Genomic DNA, 15,019 nt, shown 5'->3' with positions numbered 1-15,019 from the left:
ATGATGCATCGCCGGTCGACACGCGGTCGGCCGGCGATCGAGCGGAGGGCGCGATGCGCAAGCGAATCCTGATCGTCGGCGGCGGTACCGCCGGGTGGCTGACCGCCGGCTATCTGGCCAAGCGTCTCGGTGCCGACCTTGCGGGCGGGGTCTCGATCACGCTCGTCGAGTCGCGCGATATCGGCATTCTCGGGGTGGGCGAGGGGACGTTCCCGACCATTCGGCGGACCTTGGCGACGATCGGTATCGACGAGGCCGAACTCGTCCGTCGCTGCGGTGCGACGTTCAAGCAGGGGGCGAAATTCGTCCATTGGCGCCATGAGCCCGGCCAAGGTCGCACCGATCATTACCTGCATCCCTTCCAGGTCGCGGATGCGAACGACGGGCTGGATCTGCTGCCCTACTGGTTGCTCGGCTATGGCGGTCCGGACAATTGGGACGAGGTTTCCAACCCGCAGAAGAAAGCCGCGGACCAGATGCGGGCGCCGAAACTGGCGACCAACCCCGATTATGTCGGGCCGCTCAACTACGCGTTCCATTTCGATGCGGTGGCGCTCGCCGGGCTATTGCGCGAGCAGGGCGTGAAGAACGGCGTGCGGCACCTGACCGATACCGTCACCGAAGTGCTGCTCGATGCCGATGGTGCGATCGGCGGGGTGCGGACAGAGCAGAACGGTCTGCTCGACGCCAATCTCTACATCGATTGCACTGGGTTTCGCGCCGAGCTGATCGGCAAGGCGATGAAGATACCGTACCGATCGTGTCGCGACGTGCTGTTCTGCAACCGCGCGATCACCGCGCAGCTGCCCTATGCGCGGCGGGATGAGCCGATCGCCTCGTACACCATCTCGACCGCGCAGGAATCAGGCTGGATCTGGGATATCGGGCTCGATCGCCGGCGCGGTATCGGTCACGTCTATTCATCGGATCACAGCGACGACGAGACCGCCGAACGAGTGTTGCGCGGCTATCTGGGCGCCGGCGGCGACGAGGCCGACGTGCGCCATTTCAAGTTCGATGCGGGCTACCGCGAGGTCAACTGGTACAAGAACTGCGTCGCGGTGGGGCTGTCGAGCGGGTTCTTCGAGCCGTTGGAAGCAACCGGGATCGCGTTTGCCGAGGTGTCGGCGGGGATGATCGCCAACCTGTTCCCCTGGGGCGGCGATTACGAGACGTCCGCGCGGCAGTTCAACGCGAACATGCTGCGCCGCTACGAACGCGCGCTCGATTTCATCAAGCTGCATTACTGCATCTCGGAACGTCGCGACACGGCGTTCTGGCGCGACAACGTGGCGGATTCTTCAGTCCCGGACAGCCTGCTCGAACTGCTCGACCGCTGGCGGTTCCGGCCGCCCAACGAACTCGATATCGACGGGCAGGTCGACATCTTCACCGACGCGAGCTGGCAATATGTCCTGTACGGGATGGGCTGGAAGACCGACCTGAGCGCGAAGGCTGGGGCGTTGCGCTATCCGGACGATGCGCGGCGCGCGTTTGCCGAGGTGCAGCGGCAGGCGCAGTATGCGATCGCCAACCTGCCGTCGAACCGTGCGCTGGTCGATTATGCGCAGACGCATCGTTTCGGCGCGCGGGCACCCGCATGACCGGTACGCCGGCGGCGCGCATCACCAAGGTCGTGATCGTCGGTGGCGGGACCGCCGGGTGGATGACCGCCGCGGTATTGTCGCGCCTGGTCGCGACCGGTGTCGCGGTGACGCTGGTCGAATCCGAGGACATCGGCACGGTCGGGGTCGGCGAGGCGACGATCCCGTCGCTGCGCGATTACAACCGGATGCTCGGGATCGACGAGGACGCGCTCGTCCGCGCGACCGGCGCGACGTTCAAGCTGGGGATCGAATTTCGCGACTGGCGGCGGCTGGGCGACTCCTATCTGCATCCGTTCGGTACGCATGGCCGCGATATCGAGGGCGTCTCGTTCCATCAGCTGTGGTTGCGGCAGGCGAACCTTGGCGGCGATCCGGGCCCGATCGGCGATTATTGCCTGTCCGCGGTCGCCGCGCGGAAAGGGCGGTTCACGCGCCCGGCGAGCAATCCGCAATCGGTTTTGTCGACGCTGTCCTATGCGTTTCATTTCGACGCCGCGCTGTACGCGAAGTTTCTACGCGGGATGGCCGAAGAAGCGGGCGTCGTGCGCGTCGAGGGACGCGTAGCGGCGGTCGACCGCGATGCCGAGACTGGCTTCATCACCGGTTTGCGGCTCGACGGCGATCGCCGCATCGACGGCGAGCTGTTCATCGACTGCAGCGGGTTTCGGTCGTTGCTGCTCGGCGATGCGCTGGGGGTGCCGTTCACGAGCTGGCAGCATTGGCTGCCGTGCGATCGCGCCTGGGCGGTGCCGAGCGAACGGCTGGGAACGCTGACGCCGTACACGCGCGCGACCGCCGAGACGGCCGGTTGGCGGTGGCGGATCCCGCTCCAGCACCGCGTCGGCAACGGCCATGTCTATGCCAGCGACCATGTCGACGACGACGACGCGCTGCGCGCGCTGCTCGCCGGGCTGGATGGCAAGCCATTGGCGGAGCCGCGCCAGTTGCGGTTCGTCGCGGGTCGCCGCGAGCGGTTTTGGGAAAAGAACTGCGTTGCGATCGGACTGTCCGGCGGGTTCCTCGAGCCGCTCGAATCGACCAGCATCCATCTGATCCAGTCGGGTATCACGCGGCTGATGGCGCTGTTTCCGGACCGCGGGTTCGGCGGTGTCGAGATCGCCGAATATAACCGCGTGATGCTGCGCGAATATGCACAGATTCGCGATTTCATCATCCTTCACTATCACGCGACCGAGCGATCGGATTCGACGTTCTGGAACCACTGCCGGACGATGACGATCCCGGATACGCTGCAAGCCAAGCTCGATCTCTGGTCGGGCAACGCACGGACGTTCCGCGAACAGGGCGAACTGTTCACGCCCGATGGCTGGATCGCGGTGCTGCTCGGGCAGGGGGTGCGTCCGGTGTCGACGGATCCGCTGGTCGCCGCGCTGCCACCCGAAGAATCCGCGCGGTTCATGGACCATGTTCGCGACATGATCGGCAAGACCGCCGACGCGATGCCGACGCACGAGCAGTTCATCGCGCAGCATTGCGCGGCGACGATCGCGCCATGATCCGCATCGCCCCCCTACGCCGCGGCCTTAAATGCCTACCGGTGGCGCTGCTGATCATGGTGTCTACGTCGGGCTGGAGCCGGTCGCCGGATGCCGTTCCCTATCGCTGGACCAACGTCACGGTCGGGGCGGGCGGCTATGCGCCGAACATCGTGTTCAGCGAGGTCGAGCGCGGGCTCGCCTATCTGCGGACGGACATGGGCGGCGCGTACCGGTGGGACGACGCGCCGCAGCGCTGGTCGGCGTTGCAGGACGGCACCGCGACGTCGAGCTATATGGGGATCGAGAGCATCGCGCCCGATCCCCGCAATGCCGACATCGTCTACATGGCGGCAGGCGTGGGCGCGCGCCAGCCCGCGGCGATCCTGCGGTCGACCGACCGCGGGCGTTCGTGGCGGACTACCCCCGTGCCGTTCGCGATGGGTGGCAACGAGGATGGCCGGGGCATGGGCGAACGGCTCGCGGTCGATCCCAACCAGACGCGGACGCTGTTCTACGGATCGCGCCATGATGGCCTGTGGCGCAGTAGCGATGCGGGCGCGACCTGGGCGAAGGTGGCCGGTTTCCCGGTCGCGGGGCTCGGCAAACCGGCTTCGCGGACAACGCATGGCGGCGTCTCGTTCGTGGCGATCGACCCGACGAGTGGACGTCCGGGCGGGCGTCCGGGCGGGGGTTCGCGCAGGCTGTGGGCAGGCGTAGCGGATCCCGGCACAGCCAATCTCTACCGCTCCGACGACGCCGGACTGACGTGGCATGCGGCGGAGGGGCCGCGGCTGTTCGCCGGCAAGGGCGTGGTTGATCGCCGCGGCGTGCTGTGGGTGGGCTATGCGAGCGGTCTGGGACCGAGCGGGATCGCGACGGGGGCGGTATGGCGCTACGGCCCCGACGGGCGCGGGCGCGACGTCACCCCCGCCGCCTGGCGCGCGACCGGTGCGGAAGGCGCGTTTCTTGGCGTCGCGGTATCGAGACGCCAGACCGGGACCGTCGCGGTCAGCTCGGTCGATCGCTATCGCCACGGCGACTCGGTGTGGATCAGCCACGACGACGGCCGCAGCTGGGACGATCTCGGTCCGCGCAGCCGGCGCGACGTCTCGGCGACGCCGTTCCTGCTGCACGAGGGCAAGGGCGCAGATTTCGGGCACTGGATCTCGGGGCTGGCGATCGACCCGTTCGATTCCGCGCGGATCGCCTATACGACCGGGGCAACCGTCTATGCGGCGCGAAATGCGACCAATCCGGGCACGATCAACTGGGCCCCCTGGGTCCGCGGCATCGAGCAGACCGCGATCATCACGCTCGTGTCGCCGACCGGTGGCGCACCGCTGATCTCGGGTTTCGGCGATCTGGCGGGCTTCGTCCACGACGTTCTCGATCGGTCGCCGCAGCCGACCTTCGTCAACCCGTACATGTCGAACACGAACGCGCTCGACTATGCCGGGATGGCGCCGAACGTGATCGTGCGCAGCGGCAGCCTGTATCTCGATCGGCCGCGCGATGGCTCGCTGGGGCGCTCGGAGGATGGCGGCCGGACCTGGGCGATGGTGACCGTGCCGCCGATGGGCACGCCCGCCCGACGCGAGGACCTGAACGGCGATTGGCCGATCACGGTGTCGGCGGATGGGGCGGCGATGGTGGTCGCGACGCCGATCCCGCAGGTGACGCGCGATCGCGGCCGCAGTTGGATACCGGTGCGCGGACTGCCGGGCAAGACGCGGGCGGTCGCCGACAAGCGCGACCCACGGATCTTCTATGCGGTCGATGTCGAGCGCGGCCGGGTGCTGCTGTCGCGCGATGCCGCCGCCAGTTTCGCGCCCGTCGCCGGCCACGGCCTGCCCGCGCAGCTTCGGGCGATCGGCCGGCAGGGGCGCGAAGCACAGAGCGCGCTGCTGGCGGTGCCGGGGCACGCTGGAACGCTGTGGCTGCAGGCGGGCGACCGCCTGTTCCACAGCGTCGACTATGGCAGCAGTTTCGTCCCTGCCAGCGAGACGCTTAGCGTCGAACTCTATGGCCTCGGCAAGGACGCGGTCTTCGCGGTCGGTACGCGTGACGGCGTGCGCGGGGTCTGGCGCTCGATCGACGACGGCCAGAGCTGGTCGCGGATCGACGATGACGATCATCGCTGGGGTGGCCGCTACCGCGTCGTCTCGGGCGATCCGCGGCACGAGGGCCGCGTCTATCTCGGCACGGACGGGCGCGGCCTGTTCTACGGCGACCCCAAGGAGGTTCAATGATCCGGCGACTTCTCGTTCTCGCGGCGCTGGGCGTCGCGCATCCCGTCCTCGCGCAGGCCGCGCCAGGTCAGGCCACGCCGATCCCGCATATCGAGACGCGCAACGGCCGGCATGCGCTGATCGTCGACGGTGCGCCGTTCACGATGCTGGGCGGGCAGGTCAACAATTCGAGCAACTATCCCGACGCGCTCAAGACCGCGTGGCCGGTGCTCGACCGGGTCGGCGCGAACACCGTCGAGGTGCCGATCGCGTGGCAGCAGGTCGAGCCGCGCGAGGGACAGTTCGACCTGTCGTTCCTCCAGGCGCTGCTCGACCAGGCGCGGGGGCATGACAAGCGGGTGGTGCTGCTGTGGTTCGGCACGTGGAAGAATACTAATCTCGCGTACACGCCCGACTGGGTGAAGCTCGACAACCGGCGCTTCCCGCGGATGAAGACGCGCGACGGCAGCGATCACGGCGTGCTCAGCGCGCACGGCAAGGCGACGCTCGACGCGGACCGGCGCGCGTTCGTGAAGGTGATGGAATATCTGCGCGACCATGATCGCCAGAACACCGTGATCCTGGTCCAGCCCGAGAACGAGACGGGCAGCTATCGCAATCCGCGCGACTATTCGGCGACCGGCAACGCGCTGTTCGCGCAGACCATTCCCGCCGCGCTCGCCCGCGCGACCGGCAAGCGCGGCACCTGGGCGCAGGCGTTCGGCGCGCAGGCCGACCGCGCGTTCAACAGCTGGTACGTCGCCGCCTATGTCGACGCGATCGCGGCAGCGGGCAAGGCGGTCAAGCCGTTGCCGATGTACGTCAACGCCAGCCTGTCGGGACCGTCGAACGTACCCGATCCCGACGGCGTCGCGAGCGGTGGGCCGCAGCAGGACGTACTCGACATCTGGAAGGCGGCGGCGCCGCATATCGATTTCCAGGCACCCGACATCTACGATCGCGACGCCGGCAACGTCGTCCAGTATCTCGACAAATACGCGCGGCCCGACAACGCGCTGATGGTCCCCGAGATCGGCAACGCGCGCGACTTCCACCGCTTCGTCTACCCGGCGATGGGGCGCGGCGCGATCGGCTATTCGCCGTTCGGGCTCGATGACACCGGCTATTTCAACTACCCGCTCGGCGCGCGCGATCTCGACGACAAGACGCTCGAACCGCTGGCGCTCGCCTATCGGATGTTCGGCTCGATCATGCGCGACTGGGCGCGGATCGCGTTCGAACGGCCGACCTGGGGCGCTGCCAAGCCCGATGACGGCGCGATGGTCTCGACCCGGATGGGCGGCTGGAAGGTCAGCGCGAGCTGGGGTGAATGGCAGTTCGGGATGAAGGACTGGACCTGGCTCAAGTCTGATCCCGCGCCCTGGGCGAACGAACCGATCGGCGGCGTCGCGGTCGCGCAACTCTCCGCCGACGAGTTCCTGCTGGTCGGCGATCATGTCCGCGTGAACATCGACGGCGCCGACGGCAAGCCCGGCGGCATGGTGGTGCGCGTCGAGGAAGGCGGCTTCCAGAACGGGCGCTGGGTGATGGCGCGCGTGTGGAACGGCGACCAGACCGACTATGGTCTCAATCTGCTCGACCGGCCGCAGGTGCTCAAGGTGACGATGGGCCATTACCGCTGAGCGACCGCACACAACCGTCGGCAAGCGGCCTTTGCATGACGAGAATTTCATTTAGGGTAGCGATACCAGTCGGCGGGCCTACCGCCGAAGGAGAGGACAAGCATATGCGACCGATATCTTCCGTGCCGACGAGCGCGTTTCGTTCACGCCGCGTCGGCGGCCTGTTCTCGTTGGGGGCGCTGCTGGTCTCGACCGCGGCCTGGGCCGATCCGATCGCGACGGTCGAGCGCAACGGCAGCTTCGTCGCGGTCGAGGCATACGCGCCGAACATCGTCCGCGTGACGATCTCGACCGATCGCGCCGAGGCCACCGCAGCACCGGGGCCGGGACCGAACGCCAAGCCCGACGCGGCAGGCTGGGCACGGCGTAGCGACGCCGGCGCCGATGTCTTCACCTCGTCCGCGCTGGCGCTGACCGTCGAGGCGCAGCCTTGGCCCAAGGCGCCGAGCCAGATGGAACGCTATTTCGCGCCGTCGCTGCCGCCCGTCGCGGTAACCGTCCGCGGCGCCGACGGCACATTGCTGACCCGCATGACGGGCTGGGAGATGGCGCCGCACACCGTCAACGACGAGAAGACGTTCCGCGTCGGTGCGCAGTTCGCGGCGCCAACCGACGAGCATTATTACGGGCTCGGCCAGAACCAGGAGGGCGTGCTCGACCTGCGCGGCCGGACGATCGATTGCCGGCATAATTACGATGCGCCCGCGGGCGAGACGGTCTGCGTGCCGTTCATGGTGACCAACAAGGGCTACGGTATCGTCTGGGACAATCCGTCGCAGACTACCGTGTCGCCCGGCCTCCACGGCTCGACGCACTGGCAATCGAACGTCGGCGAGCGCGTGTCGTTCTTCGTGATCTCGGGCAAGACCACCGACGAGCTCTACGCCGGCTATGCACGATTGACCGGCGCCACGCCGTTACCGCCCAAGGCGGCGTTCGGGCTGTTGCAGAGCAAGGCGCGCTACGAGACGCAGGCCGAGCTGTTGGGGGTCGCCGAGGGCTATCGCAGTCGTGGCCTGCCGCTCGACGCCATGGTGCTAGACTGGTTCCACTGGACCCGGATGGGCCAGATGGACATCGACCACACCTATTTCCCCGACCCCAAGGGAATGAACGCCAAGCTGAAGGCGATGGGGATGCACTCGATCATCAGCGTGTGGCCGCGCTACGAACCCGAATCGCGCTATTTCGATATGCTGTCGAACAAGGGCTGGCTGCTCCACGAGAAGGACGGCAGCGTCGTCAACGGCCTGCCGATCCGCTCGGACCGGACCGGTGGGCTGATCGACACGACCAACCCCGACGCGCGTGCCTGGTATTGGGACCGGATCCGCGACAACATCGTCTCGCAGGGGTTCGACTGGATCTGGCTCGACGAGACCGAGCCCGACCTCGTCCCCGACGGCCATTATTTCTCGATCGGGTCGGGCGATCGCTATCACAACGTCTTCCCGCTGCTGCACACGACCAGCGTCGCGGAAGGATCGGCGCGTGATCGCCCGACGATGCGCAACCTGATCCTCGCGCGCGCCGCCTATCTGGGCGCACAGCGCAACGGCGCGCTGTTCTGGTCGTCGGACATCCAGGCGACTTGGGAAGCGCTCAAGCGGCAGGTGCCGACCGGCCTCGACTTCACCGCGACCGGCATTCCCTATTGGGGCAGCGATATCGGCGGCTGGCAATGGCCGAACGGACCCAAGGCCGAACGCCCCGTGCTGGTCGATCCCGCCGGCGCGACCGCGATGGCGCCGGGGTATACCGACTATCCCGAGCTGTTCGTGCGCTGGTTCGGGTACAGCGTGTTCACCCCGACGCTGCGCATCCACGGCCAGCGGCCCGGCACCGCGCTGTGGGAATACGGCACGGCGGCGGAACCGCTGCTCGCCGATTTCCTGCGGCTCCGCTATACGCTGATGCCGTATATCTACGCGCTTGGCCGCAAGACCTACGAGACCAACGCGCCGATGATGCGCGCGCTGTTCATGGATTTCCCGAACGATCCCAAGGTCGCCAATATGGGCGACGAATACATGTTCGGGTCGGCCTTCCTAGTGGCGCCGGTCACCGATCAGGGCGTGACGCACCGCTCGGTCTATCTGCCCGCAGGCGCGGACTGGTATGATTACTGGACCAACGCGCGACACAGCGGTGGGCAGACGATCGACGCTGTCGCGCCGATCTCGCGGATTCCGCTGTTCGTGCGGGCGGGCTCGATCATCCCGATGGGCGTCCAGGTGCCGAGCACCGCGACCGCGCAGAAGCTGTCGGAAATCCGCGTCTATCCGGGCGCGGACGGCAATTTCACGCTCTATGACGACGACGGCGTGACCAACGCCTATCGTGAGGGCAAAGGCGCCGGCAAGACGGGTGGCGGCGGTGTAAAATCCGCGCTGCACTGGGACGACCGCGCTGGGCGGCTGACCGCATCGGGTCCGCTGCCGACCGGGCAAGCGGTGGCCGGGCTGGTCAAGATCGTCGGCCGGCCATGATCGGCGCGAGGGGTCTTCGCAGGCTCGCGCTGTCGCTTGCGGTGGTGTCGAGCCCCGTGTTCGCGCAGGTCGACGTACCCGGCGATCCCTATGCCAGCGATCCGGTGGGGATCGTCGCCGATCCGTGTCCGTCGCATTCCAAGCCGAGCGATGGTGCTGGGTGGCAGGCGTGGAAGCTCCACATGCTGACGCGCGATTTCGGGCAGCTGTGCCGGTACCAGGCACAGAACCGCGAGGTCTTGGCGTCGGGCAAACCGGTGCGTGTGGTGTTCATGGGGGACTCGATCACCGACAACTGGATCGGCGCGGATCGCGACCTGTTCACCGACGGGCTCGTCGATCGCGGGATCGGCGGGCAGGCCACCGCGCAGATGCTGGTCCGCTTCCGACAAGACGTGATCGCGCTCAAGCCGCGTGCGGTCCACATCATGGCCGCGACCAACGACATCGCCGGAAACACCGGCGCGGCGACGATGGCGACGGTGCAGGGCCATATCGAAACGATGGCAGAACTCGCGCGCACGCACGGGATCAAGGTGATCCTCGCGTCGGTCCCTCCTGCGGCGGCGTTTCCGTGGAGCCCCGACAAACGCCCGGTGCCGCAGGTCCGCGCGCTGAACGCGTGGTTGCAGGCCTATGCCCGCCGCAACGGCTTCGTCTTCGTCGACTATTATGCCGCGCTGGCGACCAAGGATGGCGCGATGAAGCCGGGGCTGGCGAGCGACGGCGTCCATCCGACGCCTGCGGGTTATGCGGTGATGCGTCCGCTGGCGCTCGCCGCCGTCCGTACCTCGATCGGCGGGCGATGAGCATGACGCTCGACCGACGCGGCGTGCTGGCGGGGCTCGCCGCGATCGGCCCGGCGACGCACGCGCTGGCGCAAAGCCCGATGGGCCTCGCGCGCGGGCCGGTGAAGCCGACCTGGGAGTCGCTGGTCGATCACTATCGCTATCCCGACTGGTTTCGCGATGCGAAGCTGGGCCTCTGGTCGCATTGGGGGCCGCAGTCGGTGCCCGAGCAGGGCGACTGGTACGGCCGGTTCCTCTACATGCAGGGCCATCCGGCCTACGAGCATCACCTGAAGACCTATGGTCACCCGACCAAAACCGGCATGCTGGATATCCTCGACCGCTGGACCGCGGCGCGCTGGGATCCGGACGCGCTGATCGACCGGTACAAGCGCGCTGGCGCGAAGTATTTCGTGTCGCTCGCCTGCCATCACGACAATCTCGATTGCTACGACAGCCGGTATCACGCCTGGAACGCGCTGCGGGTCGGGCCGAAGCGTGACATCGTCGGCACCTGGGCGGGCGCGGCACGGCGCGCCGGACTGAAGTTCGGCGTCTCCAACCATGCCGCGCACAGCTGGCACTGGTACCAGACCGCCTATGGCTTCGACCCCGTGGGCCCGCGGAAGGGCCAGCGCTACGACGCGTTCACACGCCGCGCGAGCGACGGGCGAGGCACCTGGTGGGACGGGCTCGATCCACAGCAACTCTACACCGGCGCGCATGCGGTGCTCCCCGCCGGGATCGACACGATCGCGGCGATGAACGCGTGGCACGATGCGCATGATGGGCAGTGGGTCGAGACCGGGCCGCCGGGGCATCCGGGCTACGCCGCGAAGTGGCTGTTGCGGCAGGCAGACCTCGTCGAGAAATACCGGCCGGACTTCTGCTATTTCGACGATTACGGCCTGCCGTTCGGTCCGATCGGGCTGCAGGCGGCGGCGGATTACTACAACCGCTCGATCGCTTGGCACGGCAAGATCGACGTGGTCCTGACGGGCAAGATGCTAAAGCCGAACGAGCGGTTCGGAATCGTCCAGGACGTTGAGCGCGGCTTCACCGATCATTTGTGGGACGAGCCATGGCAGACCGATACCTGCATCGGCGACTGGTTCTACAACGTCGCGCGGCTCAACGACAAAAGCTACAAGACCGCTGAACAGGTCATCCAGCGGCTCGCCGACGTGGTGTCGAAGAACGGCAATCTGCTGCTCTCGATCCCGCAGCCCGGCGACGGTTCGATCGACGGCGAGGAGGAGCGCATCCTCGACGGGATGGCCGCCTGGATGGCGATCAACGACGCGGCGATCTTCGGCTCGCGGCCGTGGCGGATCTATGGCGAGGGGCCGACCAAGGTTCAGGAAGGGATGCAGAACGAGGGTAGTGAGGGCCAGTTCACGTCGCGCGACATCCGCTTCACGACCAACAAGGGCGCCTTGTACGCGCTCGTCCTCGGCAAACCCGAAGGCTCCGTGTCGATTGCCGCGCTCGGCAGCGGTCGGCTGAAGGGTGCGGCGATCGAGCGCGTGACGTTGCTCGGCGGCAGCACCTGCGCGCACCGCAAGGATCGCGCCGGGCTCCACGTCGACCTGACGCGCGGTCGCAGCCCGTTCGTGCCGGTCCTGCGGATCGACGGTCGCGGGCTTACCGGACTGGCTTAGTTGAGCAACTGATTGCGCTACCACTACGGTAGCTAGACGACAGAAGACGGCGGGGGATTTGGATATGCGGTGGGCACTCATGGCGGCGGTCGCGGTCGTTGCATTGCCGTCGGGCGTGTCGGCCGAACCCGCCGAGCCTCAGCGGACCGTCAGCATCGATGTCGCCAAGGCGGCGGCACCGGTCGATCGCGCGTTCGATCTGTCGGTCGGGTCCGACTTTCCCGGCACGCTGATGCGCAGCGACAGCCAGGCGCAGCTCAAGACCGCGGTAGACGAACTGGGCTTCCGCTACATCCGCTTCCACGACATCTTCCACGATGTGCTCGGCACGGTGCGCAAGACCGATGGCAGGATCTTCTACGACTGGACCAGGATCGACCAGCTGTACGATGCGCTGCTCGCCAAGCACATCCGCCCGTTCGTCGAGCTCGGCTTCACGCCCAATGCGATGCGGACGTCGGAGCAGACGATCTTCTACTGGAAGGGCAACACGTCGCATCCCGACCCGAAACTGTGGCGCGACCTGATCGACGCCTATGTCCGCCACGTCCGCCAGCGCTATGGCAGCGAAGAAGTGCGGCGCTGGTATTTCGAGGTCTGGAACGAGCCCAATCTCGCGGGCTTCTGGGAGAAGGCGGATCAGCATGCGTATTTCGATCTTTATGCCAACACCGCGCGGACGATCAAGGCGATCGATCCCGCGCTGCGGGTCGGCGGGCCGTCGACCGCGGGCGCCGCCTGGGTGCCCGAGCTCCTGAAGTTCACCAAGCTGACCAACGTGCCGATCGATTTCGTCACGACGCACACCTACGGCGTCGACGGCGGTTTTCTCGACGAGGACGGCAAGCAGGATACCAAGCTCTCGCCGTCGCCCGACGCGGTGATCGGCGACGTGCGCAACGTCCGCGCGCAGATCGAAGCGTCGGCCTATCCCGGCCTGCCGCTGTTCTTCACCGAGTGGAGCACGAGCTACACGCCGCGCGACTTCGTCCACGACAGCTACATCAGCGCACCCTACATCCTCACCAAGCTGAAGCAGTCGCAAGGGCTGGCGCAGGGCATGAGCTATTGGACCTACACCGACCTGTTCGAGGAGCCCGGACCGCCGCCGACTCCGTTCCATGGCGGCTTCGGGTTGATGAACCGCGAGGGCATCCGCAAACCCGCGTGGTTCGCGTATAAATACCTGCATGCGTTGCAGGGCCGGACGATCCCGGTGACCGACGGCCATGCGATGGCGGCCACCGATGGTCGCCGGATCGCCGCGCTGGTCTGGGACTGGCAGCAACCGGTCCAGACAGTCAGCAACAAGCCGTTCTACACCCGGCAGGTGCCGGCCACCGCAAGCAAGCCGGTAGCATTCCGCTTCGCACACGTGCCCGCCGGCACGTACCGGCTGGTGGTGCGCAAGACCGGCTATCGGCGCAACGATCCGCTCTCGCTGTACATCGACATGGGAATGCCCAAGGCGCTCGACGCCGCGCAACTCGGTCGTCTCCAACAGGCGACCGCGGATCTGCCCGAGCAGGACAAGGTGGTGAAGATCGACGCGCGCGGCAGCGCGTTTGTCGCAATACCTATGCGCAGCAACGACGTCGCGCTGGTGACGCTGGAGCCGGTCGTCCGTAATGCGCGGGCTCGACGATGACCGATCAATATCAGACCTGAGAAAGTGTCCGTGACTTTTTCCGACGCACGCCCGTAAAAAGCACGTTGACGGGCGCCAGGGTTTCGCGTGCCACGGCGGGACCTTGCCCGACCCCGACCACTTTCGAGGTTCCCTAGCACCGCTTAGCCGTGGTCTGTCGCAGGTGGCCGTTTCAGCATGCTGCCGATCTACTGGATTGGACGTCAAAGCCTTGATCGGAGGCGACGTATAGGCTCGGCGACGTGACGGGAGCGAGCACAGCGCTGGAGCGTCCCTTTAGCTTTGCATCGTACAAGGCCCTGTCCGCCTCGAGCAGCAAGGTCGAGAAGTCCGACTGAGCATCCGATTTTATCGCGATGCCTACGCTCGCACCGACCGTCACCGCGGTTTCGTTCAACAAGAATGACGTGCTGGACAGCGTGTCGATGAGACGCTGTCCGGTTTGACGAGCGGTGGCAGCGTCCGTCTCGTCGGCGAGAATGACAAATTCGTCGCCTCCCATCCGGGCGACGACGTCCGTTGCAGGGGTCACCTGTCTCATCAGATCGCTGACTTCGACGAGAAGTTGATCGCCCGCCGCATGGCCGAGCCTGTCGTTGATCGCTTTGAAGCCGTCGAGGTCGATGTAGAAGAGCGTGGCGCCCGTAGCCGTGCCTGCGCGGCGAGCGACGACTTCCTCGAGGCCCGCACGGTTCAACAAGCCTGTCAGGGTGTCATGCCGCGCGCGACGTCCGTTCTCGCGCTCGGACCGCATGGTCTGGACCAGCATGGCGTTCAGACGATAGGCGGCATGCGTCATGGCGTAGATGTACATCGGAATCTGGAATGCCGTCGCGAGCATGATCAGTTCGCCGGATATGACCCCGGCGATGGCGCACGGCCCGAGGCTGAGAAGGATCATGGTCGTCACGAGCCGAGGGGCGGCAAAGTTCCGAAATGCTACGCCGCCCGTCATGGCCGCCGCGGAGAGGACGACGAGCGTTGCGGCGAGCCAGTCACCGCTCAGCACGGTAATGAAGCACCCATAGCCTACCGAGGCAGCCCAACATACCGCAGCCAATATGTATAGGTCGATATGCGCGCGGCCTCCACTCTTCGCGGCGCGGGCTCCTTTGATAAGCAGCGGCAGGCGCAGCGCCGCCAAGCCGACCTCCAGCGCTGCCCAGAGCAGGAACGCGGGTTTGGGAAGACGGGTAGCCACGATCGAGGAGACTAGAATGGTGTTGAACACCCCGCCCAGAAAGATCGGGAGTGATCCATACAACCCCTGAACGAGTGAAGGGCGGATTTCAGCCGGAACTTCACCAGCACACTCGACCAGCCAGCGCGTGACAGCCCAACGCGGCAGCACGCCATCACCATGCGGCATCAACATCACTCCCTGGGGCTCCCCCAGGAGCGCATCGCATGGATGCCGTTTTGGGGTTAAATTTCAGTCAATTCGACAGGTTAATCG

At 66.6% G+C, this 15,019-nt stretch carries 9 protein-coding genes; 8 read left to right on the top strand and 1 reads right to left on the bottom strand.

From position 1 onward, the window contains the following. Positions 1 to 53: 53 nt before the first annotated feature. From ASG20_RS06335 to ASG20_RS06300, 8 genes are all read left to right on the top strand, one after another. On the top strand, positions 54 to 1,604 hold the full coding sequence (locus ASG20_RS06335) for a tryptophan halogenase family protein (protein ID WP_056049881.1): 1,551 nt from the start codon (positions 54 to 56) through the stop codon (positions 1,602 to 1,604). Next, a complete protein-coding gene (locus tag ASG20_RS06330; protein ID WP_056049878.1) occupies positions 1,601 to 3,124 on the top strand; it encodes a tryptophan halogenase family protein in 1,524 nt (507 codons plus the stop codon). Before ASG20_RS06335 ends, ASG20_RS06330 begins: the two co-directional genes overlap by 4 nt. Continuing rightward, the gene (locus ASG20_RS06325; protein ID WP_056050547.1) at positions 3,121 to 5,355 is read left to right on the top strand and encodes a WD40/YVTN/BNR-like repeat-containing protein; all 2,235 of its coding nucleotides are present in this window, start codon (positions 3,121 to 3,123) and stop codon (positions 5,353 to 5,355) included. Before ASG20_RS06330 ends, ASG20_RS06325 begins: the two co-directional genes overlap by 4 nt. Then, entirely contained in the window at positions 5,352 to 6,977 is a 1,626-nt protein-coding gene (locus ASG20_RS06320) for a DUF5597 domain-containing protein (RefSeq protein ID WP_082470757.1), read from the top strand. The genes ASG20_RS06325 and ASG20_RS06320 overlap by 4 nt, the downstream gene beginning before the upstream one ends. A 104-nt stretch (positions 6,978 to 7,081) precedes the next feature. After that, positions 7,082 to 9,466 (top strand): glycoside hydrolase family 31 protein, encoded by a 2,385-nt coding sequence (locus tag ASG20_RS06315; RefSeq protein ID WP_082470756.1) that lies wholly within the window; start codon positions 7,082 to 7,084, stop codon positions 9,464 to 9,466. Beyond that, positions 9,463 to 10,275 (top strand): SGNH/GDSL hydrolase family protein, encoded by an 813-nt coding sequence (locus tag ASG20_RS06310; protein ID WP_056049872.1) that lies wholly within the window; start codon positions 9,463 to 9,465, stop codon positions 10,273 to 10,275. The genes ASG20_RS06315 and ASG20_RS06310 overlap by 4 nt, the downstream gene beginning before the upstream one ends. A gap of 2 nt (positions 10,276 to 10,277) precedes the next feature. Continuing rightward, positions 10,278 to 11,915, top strand: a complete 1,638-nt coding sequence (locus ASG20_RS06305) for an alpha-L-fucosidase (protein WP_056049869.1) — start codon at positions 10,278 to 10,280, stop codon at positions 11,913 to 11,915. A 64-nt stretch (positions 11,916 to 11,979) separates the two neighbouring features. Next, on the top strand, positions 11,980 to 13,563 hold the full coding sequence (locus tag ASG20_RS06300; protein ID WP_056049865.1) for a GH39 family glycosyl hydrolase: 1,584 nt from the start codon (positions 11,980 to 11,982) through the stop codon (positions 13,561 to 13,563). Positions 13,564 to 13,735: 172 nt separating this feature from the next. Here ASG20_RS06300 and ASG20_RS06295 read toward each other — a convergent pair whose 3' ends face one another. Then, positions 13,736 to 14,932 (bottom strand): GGDEF domain-containing protein, encoded by a 1,197-nt coding sequence (locus ASG20_RS06295; RefSeq protein WP_082470831.1) that lies wholly within the window; start codon positions 14,930 to 14,932, stop codon positions 13,736 to 13,738. Between the last annotated feature and the right edge of the window lie 87 nt (positions 14,933 to 15,019).

It is taken from the genome of Sphingomonas sp. Leaf198 (assembly GCF_001424005.1).
Classification (GTDB): Bacteria; Pseudomonadota; Alphaproteobacteria; order Sphingomonadales; family Sphingomonadaceae; genus Sphingomonas.
The sequence above is the reverse complement of the archived record's forward strand: the minus strand, read 5'-3'. Positions and strand labels throughout refer to the sequence as shown.

Bases quoted from the DNA above. Each gene is read 5' to 3' on its own strand.
- ASG20_RS06295 (WP_082470831.1), bottom strand. From the start codon at position 14,932: ATGCCGCATGGTGATGGCGTGCTGCCGCGTTGGGCTGTCACGCGCTGG.
- ASG20_RS06335 (WP_056049881.1), top strand. From the start codon at position 54: ATGCGCAAGCGAATCCTGATCGTCGGCGGCGGTACCGCCGGGTGGCTG.
- ASG20_RS06310 (WP_056049872.1), top strand. From the start codon at position 9,463: ATGATCGGCGCGAGGGGTCTTCGCAGGCTCGCGCTGTCGCTTGCGGTG.
- ASG20_RS06300 (WP_056049865.1), top strand. From the start codon at position 11,980: ATGCGGTGGGCACTCATGGCGGCGGTCGCGGTCGTTGCATTGCCGTCG.
- ASG20_RS06305 (WP_056049869.1), top strand. From the start codon at position 10,278: ATGACGCTCGACCGACGCGGCGTGCTGGCGGGGCTCGCCGCGATCGGC.
- ASG20_RS06320 (WP_082470757.1), top strand. From the start codon at position 5,352: ATGATCCGGCGACTTCTCGTTCTCGCGGCGCTGGGCGTCGCGCATCCC.
- ASG20_RS06325 (WP_056050547.1), top strand. From the start codon at position 3,121: ATGATCCGCATCGCCCCCCTACGCCGCGGCCTTAAATGCCTACCGGTG.
- ASG20_RS06315 (WP_082470756.1), top strand. From the start codon at position 7,082: ATGCGACCGATATCTTCCGTGCCGACGAGCGCGTTTCGTTCACGCCGC.
- ASG20_RS06330 (WP_056049878.1), top strand. From the start codon at position 1,601: ATGACCGGTACGCCGGCGGCGCGCATCACCAAGGTCGTGATCGTCGGT.